Here is a 24438-nt window from a genome sequence, read left to right as displayed (position 1 = left end):
CGTCTGTACGTCCTCAGGCCCTCCGCACGGCGCGGGCGCCTTCACGTACGGCCACCGCCCCCACCCCCTCAGCACATCCGCAGCCCCTCCACGAACGCCTCGATGCCCTCGGAACGGACCTGCGCGACGGCGTCGGTCGCCGGGCTCGTCCGGTCCCGCAGCCGCCGGGCCAGCGGTTCCAGCTCCTCGACGGGCGCCACCGGCTCCCGGCGCAGCGACTCGGCCGCCAGGTCCAGGGCGCGCCGGCCCCACTCCGGCAGCGGCACCCCGGCGACCTCGGCCGCCCAGCCGCGGGTCTGGACCTCGGCGGCGGCCGTACGGGCGTCCTGGAGCGACCAGCCGCCGAACAGGTCGCGGCAGCCCTCGGTGTCGCCCAGCCAGCCCAGCAGGACGGCCAGCCACGCGAACGTCTCCTCCCGGTTCATCGTGGGCAGATGGCGGATCTCGACGAAGGTGCCGCGTCCGCCGTCCCGGAGCACCGCCTCGCCCCGGCCCGCCGCCACCGCCTCCAGCACCTCGGCGACGGTGCACGACTCGTCCAGCCGCATCCGTACCCGTACGGCCGGCCAGCAGAAGACGAGGCCGGACGCCAGGTCGGCGGTGGTGCAGTGCAGGATGCGCTTGGTGCCGTCCGGGTCCACGAATTCGGCGTGGCCCGCCTCGGCGAACTGCCGCGTCGTCAGCTCGGGCACCAGCGGGGTGTGGAGGACGCCGTGCCGGGTGACCTCGAAGATCGGCAGCGCCCAGGCCGCACGCATGTAGTCCGCGAGGCTGCCGTACAGGTGGCGGGGATAGTGCAGACGGTGGGCGAAGAACGGGTTGGTCTCGGACAGTTCCGTGTAGCCGCGCAGCCGCAGGGAGTGCCAGGGCTGCACCCGGCCGCCGAACACCGCCGAGTTGGCGCCCCACGCGAAGATCAGCGGTGTCATTTTGATGAGCGTGTTGCAGGCGTCGATCACCCGCGGCAGCGGGACGTCGACGTTGAACTGGACGGCGGCGAACCCGGGCCAGGCGTCGCTGGCGTAGTGCCCCGGATACCGCTCGGCCTGTGCCAGCCACAGGCCGTAGTGCGCCTTGTCGGCCAGGTACGGGCCGCCGAGGGTCTCGGTCAGCGGCTGGCAGCCGTGCGCGAGGGCGGACAGCCCCTCGGCCGCCAGGGCCGGGAACACCACGTCGTCGAGCGTGCGGTGCCAGGCGGCCTTGGCGGCGGCGAACCCCTCTTCCGGCGGCAGGGCTGCCTCGACCGTGCAGACACCGTAGTCGTTGCCCACGTCCAGGGTGCCGTGGTCGCGTGCCGACCGGGCGCCGACCAGCGTGCCGGTGGTCGCGTCGTGGTACGGGTCGAAGTCCGGTCGGGCGGCGAGCCGTTCGAAGACGGCCTGTACGGCCGGGCGGTCGGCCGCGGCCCCCCGGCGGTCGACCACGGGCAGTTCTGACTCGATGCCGATCTTCATGTTCCAAGCTCTCCGTCGGAAGAGGGGGCGGCGGTGGCGGGGCCACGCTAGGGCCCGGAACCGGGCCCTCGCCGAACGCCGGGCCGCGCTTCACGCTTTACGGTGAACTCGACCCCGTCCCCGATCTTCAGTACCTGGCTCTGCGCGTCCGGCATGCCGCCCACGTGCCGCCGGTACGCGGCGATGACCTCGGCGTTCTTCTTCGGGACCAGGATGTTGTCGGCCACCACCAGGCCGCCGGGACGCAGCGCCGGCCAGCAGGCGTCGAAGTCCCGTACGTACAGCTCCTTCCAGTGGTCCAGGAGGACGAGGTCGATGGGGCCGGACAGGGTGGGGACGAGGGCGGGCGCCTCCAGCGCGGTCAGTTCGACGACGTCGGCGAGCCCCGCCTGCGTCACGTTGTCCCGCTGCTCGGCCCGTTTCGCGGGGTCGACCTCGATGGAGTACAGGCGTCCGCCGGTGGCCCGTACCGCCTCGGCGAGCCAGAGCGTGGAGTAGCCCACCGAACCGCCGACCTCCACGACCGTGCGCGCGGCCACCGCCCTGACCAGGGTGTTCAGCAACTGGCCGACCTCCGGGCCGACGTCGAGCATGAAAGACCCGGCGCGGGCGCGCAGGGCGGTGCCGCCCTGCGCGCGCAACGCCTCCAGCTCCCGCTGCTCCTTGAGGGACCGTTCCTCCAGCTCCGTCAGAACAGCCGTGAACCGGGTGTCCGGTTCCGCGGGAACCCGCCCCATCAGCCGATCCCGAAGAAACGGCGGGCGTTGTCGCAGAGCAGTTGCCGCTTGGCCGCCTCGTCGATGTCCTTCCGGTCGGTCAGAGCCGTGACCGCGCCGGGGAACTTGGCGTCGAAGTGCGGAAAATCGCTGGCGAAGAGCAGATTCTCCCCCAGTCCCTGCTCGATGAGCATGGGCAGCAGCGGGTCCTCCGGCTCCACCCCCAGGTAACACTGCCGCTTGAAATACGTACTGGGCCGCTCGGGCAGCGGCGGCCGGTCCTTGGCGAACTGCTCGGCGTGGTCGTCCATCCGGTTCAGCCAGAACGGGGCCCAGCCCGCCCCGCTTTCCATGAAGGCGAACCGCACTCCGGGAAAGCGCTCCAGGACACCACCGGTGATGAGCAGCATGACCGCCATCATGTGCTCGAAGGTGTGGCTGACGAGGTGGCCCTGCATGGTGTCGTGGGTGCGTTCGGTGCCGATACGGGGGATGCGGGCGACCCCGAACCCCTCATGGAAACAGACCGCCACGTCGTGTTCCTGACAGAACTCCCACAGCAGGTCGTACACCGGGTCGTCGATGTTGGTGCCGGCCACGGTGTTGGGCCGCAGGATGACGGTGCGCACACCCTGTTCCAGGACCCGGCGCGCCTCGTCCACCGCCAGCACGAGGTCGTGCTGCGGCACCGCGGCCACCGGGAACAGCCGCTCCCGGTCCTCGGCGCAGTAGGCCAGCACCCAGTCGTTGTACGCCTTGGCCACCTCGTACGCGAAGGCGGAGCTGCGCAGGGCCGGAAGCAGTCCGAGGACCTTGGACGGGAAGATGTAGGCGCGGCTGATGCCCTCCCGGTCCATGGCGGCGAGCCGGTCCTTCGGATCCAGGCCGCCACGCCGCAGGGCGCCGAGCACGTCCACGGCGGCCGGATCGTCGAACTTCCAGCTCCCCGGGGTGTAGGTGGCCCCCTGGCTGCCACCGAACCAGGCGGCCTGCGTGGGCCGGCCGTGGAAGGTGGACGAGGGCTGCTCGATGACCCGGCCCTCGGCGGTCAGCCGGTCGTCCCGGTAGGACGGCATCCAGGCGGCGTACTTCTCGGGCAGCCTCCCCCGCCACCAGTCGTCGGAGTCGGGCAGCACGATGTGGCTGTCGGCGTCGATGACGGGGTAGTCACGATGAGCGACCATGTACCACTCCTTCGGGAGATCCCAGGAAGGTCTGTCGGTCGGCGCACCCGGCCCGCGGCCCCGCACACACGCACGCAGATCGGCGATGGTCCGTGGAGCGCCCGTACGGATGTCGTCCCCGCGTCCGAGACTCCGGACCATTGTGGCCGCCCCGCGGGCAAAGGGAAGACCGCCACCCGGCCAATGAATCCTCAGGCGGTTCCCGTCGTTACTTGCGTCTCGTCGGTCTCTTCTGTGGGCGGTGGGGTGCCGGGTGGTGGCCCGGTGTTCGTGCGCGGGGGTGTGCCCGGCACTGCCGCGTCGAAGCGCGGTGTGTCTCAAGGCGGGCGGCGGAGGGGCAGTTGACCACCGCCTCAGTCCAAACAGAACTCGTTCCCCTCCGGGTCGGTCATCACGATGAAGCCGGCGCTCATCGGAGGAGCCGGCTCGTGGCGGCGCACCCGTGCAGCCCCCAGGGTGACGAGGCGGGCGCACTCGGTCTCCAGGGCCGCCATGCGTGCCTCTCCCTCCAGTCCGGGGGCTGCGCGGACGTCGAGGTGGACGCGGTTCTTGGCGGTCTTGCCCTCCGGTACCTGCTGGAAGAACAGGCGCGGGCCGTGTCCTTCCGGGTCCTCGATGGCCGACTTCGTGTTGCGCTGGTCCTCCGGTACGCCGATCCGGGCGAGGAAGTCGTCCCAAGCGGCCAGGGGGTCGGCGCCCTCGGGCAGGTCGACTCCGGGTGGGCCGGGGTGGACGTAACCCAGTGCGTCGCGCCAGAAGGACGACAGGGCCCGCGGGTCGTGGGCGTCGAAGGTGAGCTGGAGGTGGCGGCTCATCGGGGTGCTCCGTTCGTCATGGGTGGCGTGGTGTGCAGGTGCACGTGGAGGTCGCGCGGTTCGTCGTCCGCGTCCATGGGGTTACCGTGACACCTCTGGCGGACAGGATCGGTCCGCTATTGCGGGAGGGCGGGCGCGGCATGGGCGGGGAATGCGGTGGCGAGCGGGGTACGACGGAGCGGGTGCTCACCTTGCTCGGGCTGTTGCAGCAGCGCCAGACCTGGACCGGGCCCGAGCTCGCCGACCGGCTCGGGGTCACCCCGCGCACGGTACGGCGTGATGTCGAGCGGCTGCGCGCACTGGGCTATCCGGTGCATGCCGCCCAAGGGATCGGCGGCGGCTACCGGCTCGGCCGGGGGCAGGACCTGCCCCCGCTGCTGCTCGACGATCAGGAGGCGATCGCCACCGCGGTCTCGCTGCTCGCCGGTGCGGACGGTGCGGTGACCGGCACCGGCGACGCCGCTCTCCGGGCGCTGACCAAGCTCGACCAGGTGCTGCCGGCCCGGCTGCGGCACGAGGTACGGGCGCTGTCCGGCTCGGTGGAGTCCTTCGGCGGAGGCCGGACGCCGGTCGATCCCGGGGTGCTCATGACACTGGCCCGAGCCTGCCGCGACGAGGTCGAGGCCGGGTTCGGTTACGCGTCCAAGGGCGATGTGCGGCAGCGGCGGGTCGAGCCCTACCGGCTGGTCGCCTCCGACCGGCACTGGTACCTCTTCGCCTTCGACCTCGACCGCGACGACTGGCGCAGCTTCCGTGTCGACCGGATGACCGACGTGTCCGCACGGACCTGGCGCTTTCGCCCGCGCGCGGCGCCTGACGCGGCAGCCTATGTGCAGGAGGGCGTGGCGAGCCGCGTCTACCCGCACCAGGCGCGCTTCCTCGTGCGCGCGTCGGCCGATACGGTGCGGGCGCAGATTCCGGCGTCGGCGGCGGTGGTGCGGAGCCGCGGGAGCGAGCACTGCGAAGTGCTCAGCGGCGCCGCCGGCCTCGACGCCATGCTCCTGCACGTGCTCCTGCTGGGGCACGAGTTCGAGGTACTCGACCCTCCGGAGCTCGCAAAGCGCTGCCACGCGCTGGCACAGCGGCTCCTGGCGGCCGGAGCAGCGGTCCCGCCCGTGCCGGGTGGGGAGGAGTCGTGAATGACGATGTGCCCGGTAGCGGGCACCGCTCGGCGTGCCCTCGTCTGATCACGCCCGGCCGGACCGTCCCCGAGGCCGCTTCGTGAGCCTGTAGCCCGTGTACCGACGCTCGCTGGGAGAACGTACACACTTCGGGTCATTCGACAGCCGCTGCCCAGCCCGGCGAGGTCGGCCCTGTGGGCGGCGGCGGTTGTCGGGCTCGGTCAGCGCAGGCCGCGGGCGTCGCCGCCGTCGTTCCGCCGCTGGTCCTCGGGGTCTCGCAGCGCTCCGCCGTGGGTGAGGTCGCGCCGGTCACCGACGGAACCCCGTACCGCTGCCTCGCCTGGCTGCTCACCCCCGGCCAGGGCACGTTTCCCGGCGCTCTGAAGCTCCGGCCGGACGCTGCTGCACCCGCGCCGGGCCGGCAGCGGCTTACCGGCGCGGCGCTCGTGGTCTGGAGGTCGCCCTGTATCGACGCGGATCCGTCGTCTCTGCCTCGTCCGACCGCTCGCGGGGGGGGCGGTCCGCCCGTACGCCGCTCAGCGTTCGAAGCGGACCGTCGAGACGACGTAGACCACCGGCTGGCCCGGTTCGTCGAAGTTGACGGTGATGTTCTGGCTCGGGTGGGGGTCCTCGGCCTTGAGGGAGGTACCGGCCCACTGGCCGCCGCTGAGGTCCCAGCCGACCTTCGCCGCCTGAGCCCCGGTGATGGTGATCTCGCCGTCCTTGAGGGCGTCACGGCTGGTGCCGATCCACTTCAGGTAGTGGTCCAGGCCCCAGTCGTTGGTGCGGAACTGGACGTACAGGGAGCTGCGGTGCCAGGCGTTGGACTCGTAGTAGTAGACCGGGGTGGCACCGGCCGGGACCGGGACGTTGTAGATGCGCTGCTGCACCTTGGAGGGGTAATCGTTGTAGAGGCCGGTGGAGGCCGCCTCCTCCTCCTTGCTCTGGCCGCTGTCCCGGCTCTGCTCGGCGGAGATGACGATGTAGCCCGCCGGGATGGCGATCAGCAGGAAGATCACCAGTGCGGTGAGCCAGCGGCGGCGCCGGCTCGGCCGGGCAGCCGCGGACGCGCCGGCCGAGGACCCGGGCGGCGGCCCCGGCGGGGGCCCGCTCGGAGCTCCGGCCGAGGACCCGGACGGCACCTCCGGACGCTCAGGGGTCTCGCGCGCGGCCGGCCCCGCCCCGGGTGGGGCCGGATCGTGTTCCTCGGTCATGGGTGGGGTGTCCAGCTCCGTCATCGCCGGCCCGATCGTTCGTACCGCTCATAGCGTTCCACGCGCCGACGGTTGGCGCGCCGGAAGCGGCGGGCCACCAGGCGGGCCAGGTCGGCGGCGCCGACCATGCCGGCCTCGGGGCCCAGCTGTGCCTTGGCGATACGGGCCTCGGGACGGTAGCCGCGGCCGGTCAGGGTACGCCGGAAGGCATCCCGGGCCGGGCCGATGAGCAGGTCGTCGGCGGCGCTGACGCCGCCGCCGATCACGAAGCAGGAAGGATCCAGCGCGGCGGCGAGATTGGCGATGCCGACGCCCAGCCACTGGCCGATGTCCTGGAGCAGTTCGACGCACATGGCGTCGCCCTCGCGGGCCAGCTCGGTGATGAGCGGGCCGGTGATGTCGGTGACGCGCCCGCCGACCCGGTCGATGATGTTGTACGCGACCGGGGAGTCCGCGGCGGCCAGCTCGCGGGCCTCGCGGACCAGGGCGTTGCCGGAGCTGTACTGCTCCCAGCAGCCGCGGTTGCCGCACGGGCAGCGGTGCCCGGCCGGCACCACCTGCATATGGCCGAACTCGCCGGCCACCCCGTACTTGCCGCGCTTGACCGCGCCGTCCTCCAGGATCGCACCGCCGATGCCGGTACCGAGCGTGATCATGACGAGGTGGTCCTCGCCGCGGCCCGCGCCGAAGCGCCACTCGGCCCAGGCGGCCGTGTTGGCGTCGTTGTCGACCATGACGGGGACCGCCAGGCGGCCCGCGAGGCGGTCCCGCAGCGGCTCGTTGCGCCAGTTCAGGTGGGGGGCGAAGAGGACGGTGCTGCGTTCGGCGTCGACCCAGCCGGCCGCGCCGATGCCCACCGCGTGCACGTCGTGCCGGTCGGAGAGGTCCAGCACCAGCTCGGTGATGACGTCCTCGACGACCTTGGGGCTCTTGGACTTGTCGGGCGTCTCGGTACGGACCTTCTCCAGGATCGTGCCGTCCGCGTCGACGACGCCGGCCATCACCTTCGTCCCGCCGATGTCGATGCCGACGGTCGGCACGCGGGGCGCGCTCAGGTGGGAGCGCCGCTCGCGGGTGCCCACCGTGCGCAGCACGGTCGCTCTGGCGGATCCTCGGTGCACCCGGTCCCGGTACGTGCTCATCGACCCACCTCTTCGCCGTTGCGGTGGCGGCGGCTGCGTGCTCGCAAGAGTCGTCTCGTCCCTGCGGGTGTCGGGAGGCCGGGGCCTCGGGCGTGCATGGTCCGGTGTCGTGCTCGTTCGGTGCCGTACGCGTGTACGGGTTCGTGCTCGTGCGGTGTCGTACGCGTACGGGTCCTGCTCGTACGGTCTCGTACGCGTACGGGCGCTCGCGGGGCCGGGCCCCGAGGGCGCGCGGTGGCCGTGCCGGCGGCGGTGACGTGCACGGTCCGGTGCGATTGTGCCCTAACAGCGGTACACGGCGCATGGCGGCGCGGGCCCGTCGGAACCCGCGCCACCGCCCGTGGGCCGCCCCGCTCAGTGCGTGGGGTGGCCGCCGAGGTGGCTGGGCTCGGGCGCGCGGGCCAGCTCGTGGCTGAGCTGTTCCAGCTCGCTGCCGCCCGCCATCTGGCGCGTCAGCTCGTCCAGGGCGATCTCCGACCGGGTGTGGCGGCCGGCCATCGTCCCGCGCTTGAGGAGGACGAAACGGTTGCCCACGAGGTAGGCGTGGTGCGGATTGTGGGTGATCAACACCACGCCGAGCCCGGCGTCCCGCGCGGCCGCGACGTACTTCAGGACGACGCCGGACTGCTTGACGCCGAGCGCCGCGGTCGGCTCGTCCAGGACCAGCACCTTCGCGCCGAAGTAGACGGCGCGGGCGATGGCCACGCACTGCCGCTCGCCGCCGGAGAGGGTACCGATGGGCTGGTCCACATCGCGCAGGTCGATGCCCATGCGCAGCAGCTCGGCGCGGGTGGTCTCGCGCATCAACTGGACGTCGAGCCGCTTGAAGGGGCCGACGCCCTTGGTGGGCTCGGAGCCGAGGAAGAAGTTGCGCCAGACCGGCATCAGGGGGACGACGGCCAGGTCCTGGTAAACGGTGGCGATGCCGCGGTCCAGCGCCTCGCGCGGGGAGGACAGCCGGGTCTCCTCGCCCTCGATCGCGAAGCGGCCCGCGTCGTGCTGGTGCAGCCCCGCGATGATCTTGATGAGGGTGGACTTGCCCGCGCCGTTGTCACCGAGCACACAGGTGATCTCCCCCGCGTGCACCTCCAGCGAGACGCCTTCCAGGGCCTTGACGTTGCCGTAGAACTTGCTGACGTCCGCCAGCTCGACGAGGGGCGGGGTGGTGTCAGCGGCGGACGGGTCACCCGTGGCGGGCAGGCCGTCCGTGGCGGCTGGGGTCCCCGGGGCGGGCGAGGCGTCCGTCGCTTCGCCCGGGGATGTGCCCGGGGCGTCGCCCGGCACTCCGTCCGGCGCTTCGTCCGGATTGCTCATTTTGTCGCCTCCGCGCGCTTGCGGACCCATGCGTTCAGGAGCGTGGCCAGCAGCAGCATCGCCCCGAGGAAGAACTTGTACCAGTCCGGGTTCCACTGGGCGTACACGATGCCCTTGCTGGCCATGCCGAAGATGAAGGCGCCGACGGCGGCGCCGATCGCCGAGCCGTAGCCGCCGGTCATCAGGCAGCCGCCGACCGCGGCGGCGATGATGTAGAGGAACTCGTTGCCGACGCCGTCGCCGGACTGGATCGCGTCGTACGAGAACAGCAGGTGCTGCCCGGAGATCCAGGCCGCCAGCGCGACCCCCATGTACAGGCCGATCTTGGTCCGGGTGACCGGGACGCCGACCGCCCGCGCGGCGTCGGAGCCGCCGCCCACCGCGAAGATCCAGTTGCCGACGCGGGTGCGCAGCAGGACCCAGGTGGCGAGCGCGACCAGGCCGATCCACCACAGGATGGTGACCTGGATGTCCACACCGCCGACGCTCAGGTGGGACGCGAAGAGCGCCCGGGCCGAGTCGAAGCCCTCCATGTCGGCGATGGACTTCGTCGAGACGGTGCCGCTGATCAGCTTGGTGAAGCCGAGGTTGAGGCCGGTCAGCATGAAGAACGTACCGAGCGTGATGATGAAGCTGGGCAGCTTCGTACGGGTCAGCAGGAAGCCGTTGAAGACTCCGATGGCCAGGGTGACCAGCAAGGACACCCCGACGCCCACCCAGACGTTCGCCGTCATCTGATAGCTGAACATCGACGAGACCAGCGCCGAGCTGACGACCATGACACCGGCCGACAGATCGAACTCGCCGCCGATCATCAGCAGCGCCACCGGCACGGCCATGATGCCGATCGTGGACGACGCGTACAGCACGGTGGAGAGGCTGGAGGCCTGCAGGAACGTGTCGGCGGCGAAGGAGAAGAAGAGGAAGACGGCCGCGGCGCCGACCACCGCGCCCAGCTCGGGACGGCTCATCAGGCGACGCGCCGGCGAACGGGGCACCAGCCGCTCGTCCGGCTCCTTGCCGTCCTGCGGCCCGCTGTCCTGCACAGGGGTCTCCGCGGTGCTCATCGGGTCCCCCGCTTCGTGTACTCCTGCAGGGCCGCCGCGTCCTTCTTGGTGATCACCTGGGGGCCGGTGAAGACCGGCTTGCCGCCACCGAGGACGTCGGCGTTGTACTTGTAGAGCCACAGCAGGTCGACGGCCTGGTACCCCTGGAGGTACGGCTGCTGGTCGACGGCGAAGCCGAGCGAGCCGTCCTTGAGGCCGTCGGCGACCTTGGCGTTCAGGTCGAAGGTGTCGATCTCGGCGTCGCTGCCGGACTGCTCCTTGGCCTTGACGGCGGTGGGCGCGAACGGCGCGCCCAGCGTCACCACGGCGTCGATGCCGCGGTCCGACTGGAGCTTGGCCTCGATGGTGGACTGGACGTCGGGCATGTTGGTGCCCTCCACGTACAGCTTCTGCATCTCGCCCTCGAACGTCTTCTTCGCGCCGTCGCAGCGCTGCTCATGGCCGACGTTGCCCTGCTCGTGCAGGACGCACAGTGCCTTCTTGCGGCCCCGCTCGTTCAGCTCCTCGCCGACGGCCTCGCCGGCCACCGTCTCGTCCTGGCCGATGTGGGTCAGGGCGCCGTACGCCTTGGACGCCTCGGCGCCGGAATTCACGGTGATCACCGGAATGCCGGCCTTCTCGGCCCGGGCGACCACGTCCTTCATCGCGTCGGGCTTGGCCAGCGTGACGATCAGCCCGTCCACCTTCTGGTCGATGTAGGACTGCACCAGCTGGCTCTGCCGCTGTGCCTCCTTGTCGTGCCCGTAGACGAATTTGATGTTGTCCTTGTCGGCGGCCTGCCGGGCGCCGTTCTGCACGATGTCCCAGAAGGTGTCGCCGTCGCCCGAGTGGGTGACCATGGCGAAGGTCCACCTCGGGGTGTTGACGGCCGCCTTGCCGCCCGCGGTCTGGGCGGCGCGCGCTTCCTCGGCGCGCTTGCCGCCGGTGCTGCTGCACCCCGCCAGGGACGCGGCGAGCACCGCTGCCAGCACCGCGGTCACCGCGCGTACCCCTGTCCGAACCCTTGCCACGAGGTCGAGCCCTTCTCGTTGCTGTTGCTGCTGTCACTGCGCGCCTGGGGCGCTGTGCCGGGTTTGGGCCGAAAATGATCGGTCCCGGCCGCCCAAGTATCCGTTACGCCTGTTCCGCGTGGGGTCATCGGGTCCCGCGCCCGGGGTACTCCGCCGGCTGCGGTGCGCCCGTCCCCGGCTGTGACACGCCGGCGTCCGGCTGCCGTACGCCCGTACCGGTGGCCGCGCGGACGGGCCGGTCAACGCCGGATCGCCGGGAGCCGGGCCCTGCGGACGGGGACGGTCCGGGGCACGGAGGTATCAGGCTCGGTGACACCGGGCTGGGTGGTACCGGGCTCGCTGGTGGTACGGGCCGTGCGCGCGGTACGCCTCATGGGGCCGCCCTCTCTCCCGTGCCGCCCGACGGCGACTGGAGGAGTTCTAGCGGCGCGCACCGAGCCCCGTCAATGGTTTGTCAGAACATTCTTACCCGGGCGGTGTCCGGGCGGCCGGATTTCCGGCGCCCGGCGCCCACAGGGCCGTACGAGGTACCGGAACTCCGGCATGCGGCGCCCTCAGGGCCGTACGAGCAACTGGAACTCGAAGGCGTACCGCGAGGCCCGGTAGACGTGCGAGCCGAATTCGACCGCTCGGCCCGTGTCGTCGAAGGTCGTACGCTGCATCGTCAGCAGCGGGGCACCCTCGGGCTCCCCCAGGCGCTCCCCCTCCCCGGCCGTCGCGGCGCGCGCGCCGACGGACTGGCGGGCGCTGTGCAGGGTGATGCCGGCCGCCCGCATCAGGCGGTACAGGCCGGTCTCCTCCAGCCGCTCGGTACCGAGATCGAGCAGTCCGGCGGGCAGGTGGTTGCGCAGGTGGGCGACGGGTTCACCGTGCGCGAGCCGCAGCCGCTCGACGAGCGCGACCTCGGCCCCCTCCGCGACCCCGAGCGCGGCGGCGACCTCGACGGTGGCTTCGGTGGTGGTGTTGAGGAGCACGCGGGTGGCGGGCTTCTGCCCGGCGGCCTCCAGGTCGTCGTAGAGGCTGCTCAGCTCCAGCGGGCGCTTGACCTGGCTGTGCACGACCTGCGTACCGATGCCGCGGCGCCGCACCAGCAGCCCCTTGTCCACCAGCGACTGGATGGCCTGGCGGACCGTGGGCCGGGACAGCCCGAGGCGTCCGGCCAGCTCGATCTCGTTGCCGAGCAGGCTGCCCGGAGCCAGCCTGCCGGTCTCGATCGCCGCTTCCAGTTGCTGGGACAGCTGGAAGTACAGCGGGACCGGGCTGCTCCGGTCCACACTGAACTGGACGGGGCTCTCGGTTCCCTCGGAGTCTGTATCGCGTTTCCCCACGGGCGGGAGCGTATCCGGCCGCGATGATGACGGGAAGTCCGGAGGTCACATTGTCCGGACAATCACGTCAGGGGCTGGTACGTACCAACGGTTTCAGCCACCGTCATCACCGGCACCGTGGCCGGTGTCCCCTTCACTTCGCCATCCAGGCGTCCTCGTACTTCTTGTACGTGCCGTCGTGCTTCGCCAGGTGGACCCACTGGTCGACGTACGCCTTGAACGGGAAGTCGGCGCGCGGTACGGCGTACGCCTTCTCGGAGAAGGTGAAGGGCCGGTCGGGGTGGACCGCGCACAGCTCGGGGTGGATCTTGGACTGGTAGCGGGTCTCGCTCGCGTCGGTCATCATCACGTCCGCCCGGCCCGCGATGATCTCGTCGAAGATGGTGGTGTTGTCGGGGTGCGTCTTGATGGTCGCGCGCTTGATGACGGACCGGGTGAACTGTTCGTTGGTGCCGCCCGGGTTGACGATCACCGTGGTGCCCGGACGGTCGATCTCGTCCAGCGTCCGGTACTTGTCCCGGTCCGCGCAGCGGACGACGGGGGTCTTCCCGTCGGTGCGGACCGGCTCGCTGAAGGCCGCCTTCCGGGCGCGCGGCAGGGTGATCGACACGCCGCCCATGGCGATGTCGCAGCGCCCCGCCGTCAGGTCGTCGACCAGTTTCGCCCAGGTCGTGGGCACGTACGTGGGCTTGGCGTCCAGGCTCCGGGCCAGGTCGCGGGCCATCGAGATGTCCACACCGCGGTACGCCCCGGACGCCGGGTCGCGGTGGGTGAAGGGGCGGTAGTCGCCGGTGGTGCAGACGCGGAGGACACCCCGGCGGGGAACGGTGTCGAGGAGGGAAGCGGGGCCGGGAGCGGGGTGCGTCGTGGGGTGCCCGGCGGTGGCCGGCCGGTCCGGGCGGGCGGCCTGGGCCGCTGGGGCGGCCGACGGGGCGATCGGCGGGGCAGTCGCCGGTGCGGCCATGGTGAGGGCGAGGACGCAGGCCAGGGCGGAGAGGGCTACGGCGCGGCGCATGGGGCGGCTCCTGTACGCGGCGAGGGGCGGGCGACGGGCGGAACACGCGGATCGGGCCGTCAGCGTGGCAGAGGGCCGGACGGGAGTGAAGGGCGTGACCGGCTGATGGGACGGGGGCTGAAGGGCGTGATCGGCTGTCGGGAGTGAAGGGCGTGACTGGTGGGCGGGGCGGAAGTGAAGGCCGGGGCCGGTGGGCGGGACGGGAGTTGAGAGCGGGGCCGGTGGGCGGGACGGGGCACCGGCCGTCACTGCGCGTCGGCGGCCCAGTGTGCGCGGGCGATGCCGGCCAGGGCGGCGAGGGCCGCGGTCGGGCTCCGGTCCTTGTGCCGTACGAGATGGACGCCGAGCGCGGGCCGGCAGGTCCACGGCAGAACGGCCACCTCGCCACGCGCCACCTCGTCCGCCACCGCCACGGCGGGCAGCAGCGCCACACCGAGACCGGCGGCGGCGCAGCGCTTGAGAGCCTCCACGCTCAGGAACTCCATCACGGCCGGCCGGACACCCGCCGACCGCAACTCCCGGTCCATCAGCTCGCGCTGGGCACAGGTGTGGTCCATCAGCAGGAGGGTCTGCGTGGCCAGGTCGGCGGTACGGACGCGGGTACGGCGCGCCAGCGCGTGGTCGGGGTGGGCGATCAGGACCATCGGTTCGCCCGTGAGGCGTTCCGCGCGCGCCACCGGGTCCCGTACGGACTCCTCCAGCAGGAACCCCGCGTCCAGGGCGCCGTCGCGGAGGTTGGCGAGCAGCGTCGTCCTGCTGTCGGGGCCGAAGACGACGCGCAGGCGCGGGAAGCGGTCCTGGAGTGCGCGCAGTACGGGCGGCAGACGGTACGCGCACAGCGTCTCGGGGGCGGCGATGTGCAGGGTGCCGCGGACCTGCGCCGGGTCGCCGGCGCCGCGTACGGCGTCCCGGGCCTCGTCCGCGTACGCGAGCATCCTGCGGGCGTGACCGCGCAGTTCGCGCCCTGCCTCGGTGAGGGTGACGCGTCGGCCGAGCCGTTCGAAGAGGCGCGTACCGAGGTCGTTCTCCAGCGCTTTGATCTGCGCGGTGACGCTGGACTGGACATAGCCGAGTTCCTGGGCGGCGCGGGTGAAACTCAGGTGCCGGGCCACCGCCAGGAAGGTCGTCAGATGCTTCAGTTCCATGAGCGGATCGTAGGGCGGGCCGCAGGAGCCGGACCGGGAGTGCGGGACAGCAGGGCGGCGGGCCATCGATCGGCTGCCGCGATGCTCCGGATCGGAAACATTCGTTGGACGCGATGGTTCCGGGGCCCGTAGAACGGCAGGCATGGCTGCGTTCACCTCCCTCTTCCCGTCCGGGCGCCGACAGCGGCCGCCACACCGGGACCGGCGGCCGGCGACGGGTCTGGCCGGCCGGGACTTCCTGCTCCTGCTGCTCGCGACCCTCGGCACCTTCGCGAACTACGCGCCCATGCTGACCGTCGTCCCGCTGTGGACCGCCCGCGGCGCGGCGGGCGAGGGCGTGGCGGGCGCGGCGACCGCCGTCACGATGGCGACGACCGTGGCCGTCCAACTGTGCATGGGGTGGCTGACGCGGCGCTTCTCCCTGCGCCGTCTGCTGGGCGCGGGTGCGCTGCTGCTCGGCCTGCCGACGTTCGGTTACGTGCTGTCGTCCGGGCTCGCGTGGGTGCTGGCGGTCTCCGCCGTACGGGGTGTGGGCTTCGGCGTGGTGGCGGTGACAGGCAGCGCGCTGGTCGCCGAACTGGTGCCGCCGGAGCAGCGCGGGCGGGCCGTCGGCTGGTACGGCGTCGCGGTGGGACTGCCCCAGGTGGTGCTGCTGCCGCTGGGGGCGTGGCTCGCCGCCGACGGGCACTTCGGCGCCGTCTTCGCGGCGGCGGGCGCGCTGAGCGTGGCGGCGGTGCCGCTGGTGGCGGCGATGTCCGGGCGGCCTGCGGCGTCCCTGCGGCCGTCTCCGGCGCCGTCCCGGCCCCCGGAACCGTCGGCGTCCGAAAGCCACCGTCCACTGCTCCGCCCGGCGCTCCTGCTGGCCGCCGCTTCGGTGGCGCTCGGCGGGCTCACGTCCTTCCTGCCGTTCGTGCTGGCGCGCCCGGAACTCGCGCCCACCGCGCTGCTCGGGCTCTTCGTCGCGATGATCGCGGGCCGGTGGGCGGCGGGGGTGTGGAGCGACCGGCGGGGCCCGGGGCGGCTGGTGCTGCCGGCCGCGGCGGTCTGCGCGCCGGCCGTCGCCGTCCTCGCCCTGACGGCCGGGCACGAGGCGACCGTACCGGTGGCGCTCGCGATGGTGGCGCTGTACGGGCTGGCCGACGGCGCTCTGCAGAACGAGACCCTGGTGCTGATGTTCCGGCGGGCCGGGCCGCACGGCAGCGGCGCCGCGGGCACCGCGTGGAACACGGCGTACGACGGCGGCACCGGACTCGGTTCGGCCGGTGTCGGGCTGGTCGCGCCCTGGCTGGGGCCCGGTGGCGCGTTCGGGGCCGTTGCGGCACTGATCGCGCTCTCCGTCCCGATCGGTGCGCGCCTGCGGCCCGGCGTACGGGCGCAGCGGGCACGCCGGGCCGAGACGCCGCCCAGCCGTACACCCGACAGCACACCACCGCGCGGGCACCTGTGACCGACCAGACCGCGCCGCAGTCGGCTTGGCCGCATTCCCCCCTTTGTGCCGGGCTGCTGCGTGGCAGGGGCGGGAAGCGTGTGCCGTTTGTACGCAGTCATCGCTCGACGCACTCCGTGAGAGAGGGCGCGCTCCGCCGGAGAGGGCGTCCGTCCCTGGCTCCGATCCCGGCCAAGCCCGGCAAGGACAAGATGCACGCGCACATCATCGGTCCCAGCAGCCTGCTGACGGCCACCGAGTACGCCGTCCAACACGGTGCTCCCGTCATCACCGACCGCCTCAACCCGTCATCGGCGGCGTCGAGATCCTGTCGGACAAGGGACTCGCCCTGCGTGCCGGGCACCGCGGCGCGCGGATCACGCTCGTACCGCCGAAGCCCGAGTTCCAGGAGACCTGGGCGCCGGAGTACCTGGGCCCGATCGAGACGCAGCGGTCGCGCCGGCGCAGGGCCCGCCGCTCCGCTCACCGCGGGGCCCGCACCTGCCCGAACGGCGCACCTAGCGCCAGCGCACCGGCAGTTGCTGCGGCCCGCGGATCGTCATGCCGGGACGCCAGGTCAGCGCGTCGTTGTCGGCGTCCAGTGCCAGGCCGGGGCAGCGTTCCAGGAGGGTGCGGATCGCGATGCGGCCTTCCATACGGGCCAGTGGGGCGCCTAGGCAGAAGTGGATGCCGTGGCCGAAGGCGACGTGGCCGCGCGTCTCGCGGGTGATGTCGAAGGTGTCGGGGGCCTCGAAGCGTTCGGCGTCGCGGCCGGCCGCCGCCAGGCCGACGATGACGACGTCCCCGGCCGGGATGACCTTGCCGCCGATCTCGACGGGCTCGGTGGCGAAGCGCCAGGTGGAGTTCTCCACGGGGCCGTCGTAGCGCAGCATTTCCTCCACGGCGTTGTCGAGGAGGGAGAAGCCGTCGCGCAGGGCGGCCAGTTGCGCGGGGTGCCGGAGCAGTGCGCGCACACCGTTGGAGATCAGGTTGACGGTGGTCTCGTGGCCGGCCACCAGGAGAAGGAAAGCCATGCCGAGGAGTTCCTGATGGGAGAGCTGGTCGCCGTCCTCGTCGCTCGTCCGCACCAGGGCGCTCAGCAGGTCCTCGCCCGGTGACCGCCGCTTGGTCTCGATCAGGCCGTCCAGGTACGCGGCCATGTCGCGGGCGGCGGTCATCGTCGCCTCGTGGCTGGTCGGTGAGACCAGTTCGTTGGACCAGACGCGGAAGGTCTCCCGCTCGATGTCGGGTACGCCGAGCAGTTCGCAGATGACGGTCATCGGGAGCGGGAAGGCGAGCGCCTCGACGAGGTCGGCGCGGCCGTCGGGGGCGGCCAGCATGGTGTCCAGGAGTTCGTCGGTGATCTGCTGGACGCGCGGGCGCAGCGCCTCGACGCGGCGGGAGGTGAACTCGCGGGCCACCAGCTTGCGCAGCCGGGTGTGCTGCGGCGGGTCGGCGTCGAGCATGTTCATGAGCTGCCACTCGGCGTCCTCGTCGGGGCCCAGGAGCGGAGCGGCGGAGCGGGTCCAGTCCTTGGCGAGCCGGGCGTCGGCCAGTGCGGCCCGCACCTCCTCGTACCCGACCACGAGCCATACGTCCATGGTGTCGGCTTCGGGGACGCGGACCCGGTGGACCGGTGCCTGGGCACGCAGCTTGGCGTAGTACGGGTGGGGGTCGGCGACGAAATCCGGGCCGTACGCGCCCAGGTCGATGATGTCCGGCATGGCCTGTCCGCCCCTCGTAGACGTTTTCGTCACCGTACGTTCGCCGGGGGCGGGCGGCATCGGCCCCACGGAGGAGCCGGGAGTCCCGGCATCCTCCGTACGGAGTGCTTCGCCTGCGGTACTGCCGCGGGCGGGGCGGCCTCAGACCTCGTAGAGGCCCGGCGTCCCCGGGCCGGCCGGCGGCTGCGGCGCGGCGTCGGCGAGGCGGGCGAGCAGGTCGGTGGCGCGCTTGGCGACCGTCTCGCGGTCGCCTTCCGAGAGCGCCGAGCCCATGCCCACGGCCACCGCGCCGGCGGCTATCCACTCGGGCGCCGTCTCGACCGTCACACCGCCGGTGGGCAGCACCGGTGCCTGCGGCAGGGCGGCGCGTACGTCACGGAGCCAGTCCGGGCGGTGCGCCGAGGCGGGGAAGAGCTTGAGCGCGTCGGCGCCCAGCTCCAGGGCGCGCACCATCTCGGTGGGGGTGGCGACGCCCGGGAAGACCGGTACGCCGTAGCGGTGGCCGGTGCGGATGACCTCGGCGTCGAGGCTGGGCGAGACCAGGAAGCGGGCGCCGGCGTCCACCGCCATCCGCGCCGAGACGGCGTCCAGGACCGTGCCGGCGCCGATGACGGCGTCGTTGCCCAGCTCGCGGCTGAGGGTGGTGACCGCCTCCAGCGCGAACGGCGTGGTCAGCGATATCTCCAGGCTGGTGATCCCGGCGGACAGCAGGGTGTCAGCGGTGGCGCTGGCCTCGTCGTAGGTCTCGCTGCGGACGACGGCGAAAACACGCTGCGCCAGAGCGGCCCGGGTGATCTCCCAGCGGTACACGGCAGTTCGCCGCCTTCCTTGTCTCTATCGCCAAACCCGTCGCGGTACGCCCGCGGAACGGCCGGGCACACGGCGTCTCCTGGGCCGTGCCGCGTCGCAGGTGACCACACCTCCTGGTCCCTTTGCCGCCGTTGCCCGCCCATTCGTCGTTTCTACCGAAACGCTACCGGGGACCGCTGACAATCCTCTCGCGGGGGTACGTCACGGCGCCTGCCGAACGCCGGGAACCGGCCCGGCCGCAGGGCTGCGGCACCCACGGTGACGGCTTCCGGGCCGAGCCGCCCGAGCCGCCCCGGTTCGATGACGGTGCGCTCGAAGGTCGGTCGGGGACCCGCGCCGAGTGCTCGGCGGTCTCGGCCAGAAGAGCTGGACAAGCAGTACGCCGGCCTCATCGCGGAGGAGAAGATCGCCGCGCCGACTCCGCCTCCGGGTCGCTGCCACCGGTCGAGGGGGCACAGTAGGGCCCCGCGTTCGACGCGCCCGAGCAGGCCATGCAGCGCACCGCACTCGACGCCATGCCGCGCCGCTCCCCCAGGCCCCGAGGAGAGCCGGTTCGAGGCGCTCGTCGGCACGGCGGTCAAGGAGCTGTTCGCGGACGCCGCGGCGGGCCGCCCGGTCACCACGGACTCCGTCGAGCAGCGCTTGACCAAGGCGCAGCGGCAGACGGCCAAGTGAAGGGCGCGTGAACCAGCCCGCCGGAAAGGGGGCGCGGGTCGGCGGGACGGACGACGGCGGAGACCGGGACACCGCCCCGACCTCCGCCGCGCCCACCATCTGATCGTTTCCGCAGCTACCCGCTGGTCGCTTCGGCAGCTACCGGCTGATCGTTTCCGCGACCACTGACCGATCGTTTCAGCAGCTCCGGTCGACCAGGTCGAACGACCGGTAGTGGTCGGCGGTGTAGTAGTCCTCGTTCTTCTTCTCACCGGTCACGATGCGCCGGGCACCGCGGTCCGGGGAGCCCGGCGTCTTCACGGTGTACTCGTGGTAGTAGCCGCTCTGCTGCTTGGGGAGGACGCCCTCCCGGTTGCTGAAGACCGTGCCGTCCTTCGGGTACGGGAAAGGGCCGCCCTTGGCGATCAGGTCCAAGGTGTCGTGGGCCTGCGAGGGCAGCTTCGAGTAGCAGATGTCGCCGACCGCGTTGATGTGCGCGGCGGGGCGGACGGTGGCCGTGTGCGCCACAGGGGCGGCGGCCGTCGTGGTGGGTGTGGCCGCGATGGCGGGCCCGCCGACGAGGAGGGCCGACGCGAGGGCGCCGACGGCGCCGAACCGGGTGATGCGTGGGGGGATCTTCATGGACCCAGCATGACGCGCGTAGACAGGTACCTGTCAATGCCAAGGGGCGGATGTTTCCCGCGAGTTCACCGGAGACCACCCGACCGGGTGAGCGCAATGCCCGGAAATGATCCACTTGCCCGTGAGGCAAAACTTTTGCCCGAGAGGCGAAACCTGGCTATACCGGTTGCATGAGCGACACCGCTGCCGAGCCCGCCCCTGGCGAGCTGCCCGAGGACCTGCCCTCCGTCGCGCCCCGGCTGCGCGAGCTGCGGCGCCGTACCGGTCTCACGCTGGAGACGGCCGCCCGGCGGGTGGGCCTGTCGCCCGCGCACCTGTCCCGGCTGGAGACCAACCAGCGCCAGCCGTCGCTGCCGATGCTGCTCGCCCTGGCACGTATGTACGGGACAACGGTATCCGATCTGCTGGGCGAGGCGACGCCGGAACGGGACCCGATCGTCCGGGCCGGCCGCGCCGAGCCGTCCGAGGCGGGCGGCTGGACGTACTGGACCCTGGGCGGCGCCGGACGGGCCATGCAGGCCCTGCGGGTGCACGTGCCGCAGCGCGCGCAGGGCGACCTGGTGCGGGTGCACCCGGGCGAGGAGTGGCTCTACGTCCTCAAGGGGCGGCTGCGGCTCACGCTCGGCGAGACGGCCCACGTCCTCGACCCCGGCGACGCCGCCCACTTCGACTCGCTGACCCCGCACCGCATCGCCGCCGCCACCCGCGGCGGCACGGAGCTGCTGTTCGTCCACACACTGCTGCAGAGCGGCGCGGCCGAGCTGTGCCTCGGCGACGCCGTTCCGCGCCGCGGCCTGTGACCGAGGAAGGAACCTCTGCCATGTCCGACGACCCGACCCCCCAGGCCCTCCCCGAAACCGCCCCCGCCCCCGCCCCCGCGCGCAAGTACGTGGAGAACAAGCCGCCGCGCGGCGTCTACGTGCGCGTCTTCATCTACGTCGTGGCCACCCACGTCCTGCTGGCCTTCATGAGCATCATCTTCATCATCGCGAAGAACCGCTGAGGCGCCGCCGCGCGGTGCCGCTGAGGCGCCGCCGCCCGGGACCACCGAGAGGCGCCGCCCGGCGCCCCCGAGCGGGGCACCGCCACCGGAACGTCCCACCACCCGGCGCAAAAGTCCATTGTCCTCCGCCCGCGACGGGTGAACCCTGCTGTCGCTCGCAGCGCACGCACCACGGCTGATCCGCGCACCTCGTGGCACCGAGGAGGACTCGAAGGATGCACCGTACGCGCACCGTCGCCACCGCCGCCCTCGCCCTGGCCCTGGCCGCCGTCCCGCTGACCGGCCCGCCCGCCGGGGCCGCCGGTCGGCAGGACGACGGCGGACGGGACAGACCGCCGTCCGCCGGGCCCGCCATCACCCCGGCACCGCAGTCCGTCCGCGCCCTCGGCGGCCGGGTCACCATCACCCCGACCGTCACGGTCGTCGCCGGCCCGAAGGCCGACGGACCGGCGCTGGAGGTCGTCGAGCGGTCACTGAAGCGGGCCGGTGCCGACCGGGTCGTACGGGCCGGAAAGGCAGGCCGCGGCCTGACCGTGTACGTGGACGGCCCGGGCGCCGACCGCACCCTGGCGGACCTCGGCGCGCGCGGCACCGCCGGGCTGCCCGCCGAAGGGTACGCGCTCGCCGTCGGCGACGGCCGGATCGCCCTGGCCGGCGCGGACGCCACCGGCACGTACTACGCCGCCCAGTCGCTGCGCCAGCTCCTCCCGCACCGCGACCGCCCCGGCGCCCGCATCCGCGGCACCGCCGTACGCGACTGGCCCGCCACCCCGCTGCGCGGCGTCATCGAGGGTTTCTACGGCACCCCCTGGTCGCACGCCGCGCGCCTGGACCAGCTCGACTTCTACGGCGCGCACAAGATGAACACGTACGTCTACTCACCGAAGGACGACCCGTACCTGCGGGAGAAGTGGCGCTCCCCCTACCCGGCGGAGCAGCTCGCGCGGCTCAAGGAGCTGGTGGACCGCGCGCGGGCCCGGCACGTCGAGTTCAGCTACGCCCTCTCTCCCGGCCTGTCCGTCTGCTACAGCTCGGACGCCGACCTCAAGGCGCTGACCGGCAAGTTCCAGGCACTCTGGGACATCGGCGTACGGACCTTCGCGGTGCCGCTGGACGACATCAGCTACACGGACTGGAACTGCGCCGCCGACAAGGAACGGTTCGGCACCGGCGGAGGCGCCGCCGGCACCGCCCAGGCGCATCTCCTCAACCGGGTGAACCGCGAGTTCATCGCCGCCCACCGGGACGCGGGGGCACAGCCGCTCCAGATGGTGCCGACCGAGTACTACGACGTGAAGGCGACGCCCTACAAGGCGGCGCTGAGGGAACGGCTCGACCCGGACGTGCTCGTGGAGTGGACCGGCGTGGGGGTCATCGCGCCGGTGATGACCGTCGCCCAGGCGGACGCGGCCCGGCAGGTCTTCGGGCACCCGATCCTGACCTGGGACAACTATCCCGTCAACGACTACGTCACCAACCGGCTGCTGCTCGGGCCCTTCAACGGACGCGAGAAGGGGCTGCCCGGGCGGCTGGCGGGGATCACCGCCAACCCGATGATCCAGCCCGCCGCCTCCAAGATCGCCCTGTTCACGGTCGCCGACTACGCGTGGAACGACGGCGCCTACGACGCCCGTACCTCCTGGGCGGCGGCGCTCAAGGAACTCTCCGGCGGTTCCGCGCGCACCGAACGGGCCCTCCGCACCTTCGCCGACGCCCACTACGGCTCCGCCCTCAACCCCGAGCAATCGCCCGAACTGGCCGCTGCCATCGGCCGTTTCTGGGAGGGCGGGAGCGCGAAGTCCCTGGACGCGACCCTGCGTGCGCTCCAGCGCGCGCCGGGAGTGCTGCGCGACTCCCTCCCGGACCGCGGCTTCATCGCCGACAGCGGGCCCTGGCTCGACGCGACCGCCGCGTGGGGCGGCGCCGCCCGCACGGCGCTGCGCATGGTCCAGGCGTCGCGCGCGGGTGACGACGCGACGGCCCAGCGGCTGCGCACCCGGCTCGCGGCACAGGTCGCGGTCGCGAAGTCGTACGTCTATGTCGACATGAACGGCAAGCGCGTACCGGTCCTCGTCGCCGACGGCGTGGTGGACACGTTCGTCGCGGACGCCATCGCCGAACACGAGGGACGCGGACACGGCGCGACCGCCCGGCAGGACCGTACGCGAGGCAGCGCGCCCCTCCACTGACCGGCGGGCCTCCCCCGCGCGGGCCGTACGGGGCTCCAGGCTCCCGGTACGTACGCGCCCCAGCAGATCCGCCCCACCAGCCCGCACGCGGGGAGGCACGCTCATGGCCCGTGAGAACGACGCGTCCGCCCCAGGGCGGGCGGACACGCCCACCGCCGACGGCATCCTGGCAGCAGCGGTACGGGAGCAGGCTCCCGGCGCGGCGGACATCCCGCTCGTGGCGCGGATCGCCGCGGGCGAGGCGCCGCGCGAGGTGTTCACCGTGCTCGCCCTGGAACAGCACCAGATCATCACCGCCGACCGGGGCAGCTTCCGGCACCTGGCGCGGCGTGCCGACGGCGACCCGCCGGTGGCGGCCTTCTTCGAGGCGGTGGCCGAGGGCGAGTCGATGGCGCTCGGCGCGCTGAGCGGGCTGGAGGAGACCTGCGGCCTCGATGCCGACGCGCTACGGGAGCACGAGCCGCGCGCCGGATGCCAGGCGTACCCCTCGTACGTGGCGCGGCTGGCGCTGGAGGCGGAGCCCGCCGACGTGGTGATCGCCCTGACCGCCAACTTCGCGGCCTGGGGCGGCTGCTGCGCCACCGTCGCGCACGCCCTGCGCAGCCGCTACGGCTTTCCCGACGCGGCGTGCGCCTTCTTCGACTTCTTCGCCGAACCCGCCGCGGAACCCGCCGTCCTGGCCCAGGCCGCGGTACGGCACGGCCTCGACGCCTCGCGGGTCACGCCCCGCCTCGCGCACCGCTACGGTCGGCTGCTCCAGGAGTACGAGCTGATGTTCTGGACGGCGCTCGCGGAATGACCGCGCGCGGCACACACCGGGACTCCGGAAACAGAGAACTTCAATCTTTTTCCCAACCCCCCTTAGCACCAGGCGCTTTCCCTGTCAGAATGACCGCTCATGTCCACCGGTCATCGATCTCCGGTCACCGGTCATTCGGTCATCGGTCATCGGCCGTTCCGTCATCCGGTCAGGGAGAATCGTGAAACACCGCACCGCCGTCGCCTGGTCCGCCGCCCTCATCGCCACCGCGGGACTCACCGCGTGCGGTGGCAGCACCAAGAGCGAGAGCCGGACGTCCGCCGCGCCGTCGGGTTCCGGTGCTCCGTCGGAGCAGGCGCCGTCCAAGGCGATCGCCGACGCGGAAGCGCGGCTGGGCATCCCCCCGAAGCCCGACGCCGCGACCCAGCGGCGCTACACCGCCGCCCTCGACGCGATTTCCCGGGAGATCGTGAACGGGAAACCGGAGCGCGCGGTGAGCCGTGGCAGAAGCACCTGCGGCACGATCCACTCCTTCCCGAAGGACCATGCCAAGCAGGTGGATCTGACCCGGCAGCGTTTCTCCGGGGCGACCCAATTCACGCCGGAGCAGGCGGAGAAGATTCTGCAGGCCGTGCACACCCATCTGTGCCCGAAGAATTGACCGCGCGGACCTTCCCCGCCGCACACATTCCGTGCGCTGCGGCG

22 protein-coding genes are annotated in these 24438 nt (G+C 72.4%); 7 read left to right on the top strand and 15 right to left on the bottom strand.

The window, feature by feature from the left end:
* Nucleotides 1–68 precede the first annotated feature (68 nt).
* From AB0A97_RS20935 to AB0A97_RS20920, 4 genes are all read right to left on the bottom strand, one after another.
* On the bottom strand, nt 69–1454 hold the full coding sequence (locus AB0A97_RS20935) for a glutamate-cysteine ligase family protein (protein ID WP_361151891.1): 1386 nt from the start codon (nt 1452–1454) through the stop codon (nt 69–71).
* A gap of 47 nt (nt 1455–1501) precedes the next feature.
* Complete coding sequence (locus AB0A97_RS20930) at nt 1502–2191, bottom strand: class I SAM-dependent methyltransferase (protein WP_361151889.1); 690 nt, start codon at nt 2189–2191, stop codon at nt 1502–1504.
* Nucleotides 2191–3354 (bottom strand): amidohydrolase family protein, encoded by a 1164-nt coding sequence (locus AB0A97_RS20925; protein WP_361151886.1) that lies wholly within the window; start codon nt 3352–3354, stop codon nt 2191–2193. The genes AB0A97_RS20930 and AB0A97_RS20925 overlap by 1 nt, the downstream gene beginning before the upstream one ends.
* A gap of 353 nt (nt 3355–3707) precedes the next feature.
* Complete coding sequence (locus AB0A97_RS20920; protein WP_361151884.1) at nt 3708–4169, bottom strand: VOC family protein; 462 nt, start codon at nt 4167–4169, stop codon at nt 3708–3710.
* Between the two features lie 140 nt (nt 4170–4309).
* Between AB0A97_RS20920 and AB0A97_RS20915 the strand changes: the two genes are divergently transcribed.
* Nucleotides 4310–5308, top strand: a complete 999-nt coding sequence (locus tag AB0A97_RS20915) for a YafY family protein (RefSeq protein ID WP_361151982.1) — start codon at nt 4310–4312, stop codon at nt 5306–5308.
* A 518-nt stretch (nt 5309–5826) separates the two neighbouring features.
* On the opposite strand, the gene AB0A97_RS20910 is transcribed toward AB0A97_RS20915, so the two are convergent.
* The 8 genes from AB0A97_RS20910 to AB0A97_RS20875 all read right to left on the bottom strand — a co-directional run bounded on the left by AB0A97_RS20910 (nt 5827) and on the right by AB0A97_RS20875 (nt 14525).
* Complete coding sequence (locus tag AB0A97_RS20910) at nt 5827–6528, bottom strand: hypothetical protein (protein ID WP_361151881.1); 702 nt, start codon at nt 6526–6528, stop codon at nt 5827–5829.
* A complete protein-coding gene (locus AB0A97_RS20905; RefSeq protein WP_030023694.1) occupies nt 6525–7646 on the bottom strand; it encodes an ROK family glucokinase in 1122 nt (373 codons plus the stop codon). The genes AB0A97_RS20910 and AB0A97_RS20905 overlap by 4 nt, the downstream gene beginning before the upstream one ends.
* Before the next feature lie 354 nt (nt 7647–8000).
* Entirely contained in the window at nt 8001–8960 is a 960-nt protein-coding gene (locus AB0A97_RS20900; RefSeq protein WP_361151879.1) for an ATP-binding cassette domain-containing protein, read from the bottom strand.
* A complete protein-coding gene (locus tag AB0A97_RS20895) occupies nt 8957–10027 on the bottom strand; it encodes an ABC transporter permease (RefSeq protein WP_361151876.1) in 1071 nt (356 codons plus the stop codon). The genes AB0A97_RS20900 and AB0A97_RS20895 overlap by 4 nt, the downstream gene beginning before the upstream one ends.
* Nucleotides 10024–11007 carry a sugar ABC transporter substrate-binding protein gene (locus AB0A97_RS20890; RefSeq protein WP_361151874.1) on the bottom strand — a complete coding sequence of 328 codons (984 nt, stop codon included), beginning with the start codon at nt 11005–11007 and terminating at the stop codon, nt 10024–10026. The genes AB0A97_RS20895 and AB0A97_RS20890 overlap by 4 nt, the downstream gene beginning before the upstream one ends.
* 584 nt (nt 11008–11591) lie before the next feature.
* Entirely contained in the window at nt 11592–12365 is a 774-nt protein-coding gene (locus AB0A97_RS20885) for a GntR family transcriptional regulator (RefSeq protein WP_361151871.1), read from the bottom strand.
* 133 nt (nt 12366–12498) lie between these two features.
* Nucleotides 12499–13380 carry a transporter substrate-binding domain-containing protein gene (locus AB0A97_RS20880; protein ID WP_361151868.1) on the bottom strand — a complete coding sequence of 294 codons (882 nt, stop codon included), beginning with the start codon at nt 13378–13380 and terminating at the stop codon, nt 12499–12501.
* Between the two features lie 245 nt (nt 13381–13625).
* A complete protein-coding gene (locus AB0A97_RS20875; protein WP_361151866.1) occupies nt 13626–14525 on the bottom strand; it encodes a LysR family transcriptional regulator in 900 nt (299 codons plus the stop codon).
* A gap of 142 nt (nt 14526–14667) precedes the next feature.
* Here AB0A97_RS20875 and AB0A97_RS20870 point away from each other — a divergent pair, with 142 nt between their 5' ends.
* On the top strand, nt 14668–15972 hold the full coding sequence (locus tag AB0A97_RS20870) for an MFS transporter (RefSeq protein ID WP_361151864.1): 1305 nt from the start codon (nt 14668–14670) through the stop codon (nt 15970–15972).
* Between the two features lie 497 nt (nt 15973–16469).
* Here the strand turns inward: AB0A97_RS20870 and AB0A97_RS20865 are convergent, their stop codons facing one another.
* The 3 genes from AB0A97_RS20865 to AB0A97_RS20855 all read right to left on the bottom strand — a co-directional run bounded on the left by AB0A97_RS20865 (nt 16470) and on the right by AB0A97_RS20855 (nt 19781).
* On the bottom strand, nt 16470–17675 hold the full coding sequence (locus tag AB0A97_RS20865; protein WP_361151862.1) for a cytochrome P450: 1206 nt from the start codon (nt 17673–17675) through the stop codon (nt 16470–16472).
* A 141-nt stretch (nt 17676–17816) separates the two neighbouring features.
* Nucleotides 17817–18485 (bottom strand): bifunctional 4-hydroxy-2-oxoglutarate aldolase/2-dehydro-3-deoxy-phosphogluconate aldolase, encoded by a 669-nt coding sequence (gene eda / locus AB0A97_RS20860; protein WP_030023706.1) that lies wholly within the window; start codon nt 18483–18485, stop codon nt 17817–17819.
* Nucleotides 18486–19337: 852 nt separating this feature from the next.
* Entirely contained in the window at nt 19338–19781 is a 444-nt protein-coding gene (locus tag AB0A97_RS20855; protein ID WP_361151858.1) for a ribonuclease, read from the bottom strand.
* Nucleotides 19782–19951: 170 nt separating this feature from the next.
* On the opposite strand from AB0A97_RS20855, the gene AB0A97_RS20850 reads away from it, so the two are divergent.
* The 5 genes from AB0A97_RS20850 to AB0A97_RS20830 all read left to right on the top strand — a co-directional run bounded on the left by AB0A97_RS20850 (nt 19952) and on the right by AB0A97_RS20830 (nt 24394).
* A complete protein-coding gene (locus AB0A97_RS20850; RefSeq protein WP_361151857.1) occupies nt 19952–20581 on the top strand; it encodes an XRE family transcriptional regulator in 630 nt (209 codons plus the stop codon).
* A 20-nt stretch (nt 20582–20601) separates the two neighbouring features.
* Entirely contained in the window at nt 20602–20784 is a 183-nt protein-coding gene (locus AB0A97_RS20845) for a DUF6126 family protein (protein ID WP_361151855.1), read from the top strand.
* Between the two features lie 215 nt (nt 20785–20999).
* Nucleotides 21000–22973, top strand: coding sequence for a beta-N-acetylglucosaminidase domain-containing protein (locus AB0A97_RS20840; RefSeq protein WP_361151853.1), 1974 nt, complete (start codon nt 21000–21002; stop codon nt 22971–22973).
* A gap of 103 nt (nt 22974–23076) precedes the next feature.
* On the top strand, nt 23077–23772 hold the full coding sequence (locus tag AB0A97_RS20835; protein WP_361151850.1) for a transcriptional regulator: 696 nt from the start codon (nt 23077–23079) through the stop codon (nt 23770–23772).
* A gap of 181 nt (nt 23773–23953) precedes the next feature.
* A complete protein-coding gene (locus AB0A97_RS20830; RefSeq protein ID WP_361151848.1) occupies nt 23954–24394 on the top strand; it encodes a DUF732 domain-containing protein in 441 nt (146 codons plus the stop codon).
* Nucleotides 24395–24438: the final 44 nt, after the last annotated feature.

Source organism: Streptomyces sp. NPDC045470 (assembly GCF_040646595.1).
In the GTDB taxonomy this organism is placed as follows: Bacteria; Actinomycetota; Actinomycetes; order Streptomycetales; family Streptomycetaceae; genus Streptomyces.
This window is presented reverse-complemented; position numbering and strand designations above follow the sequence as displayed.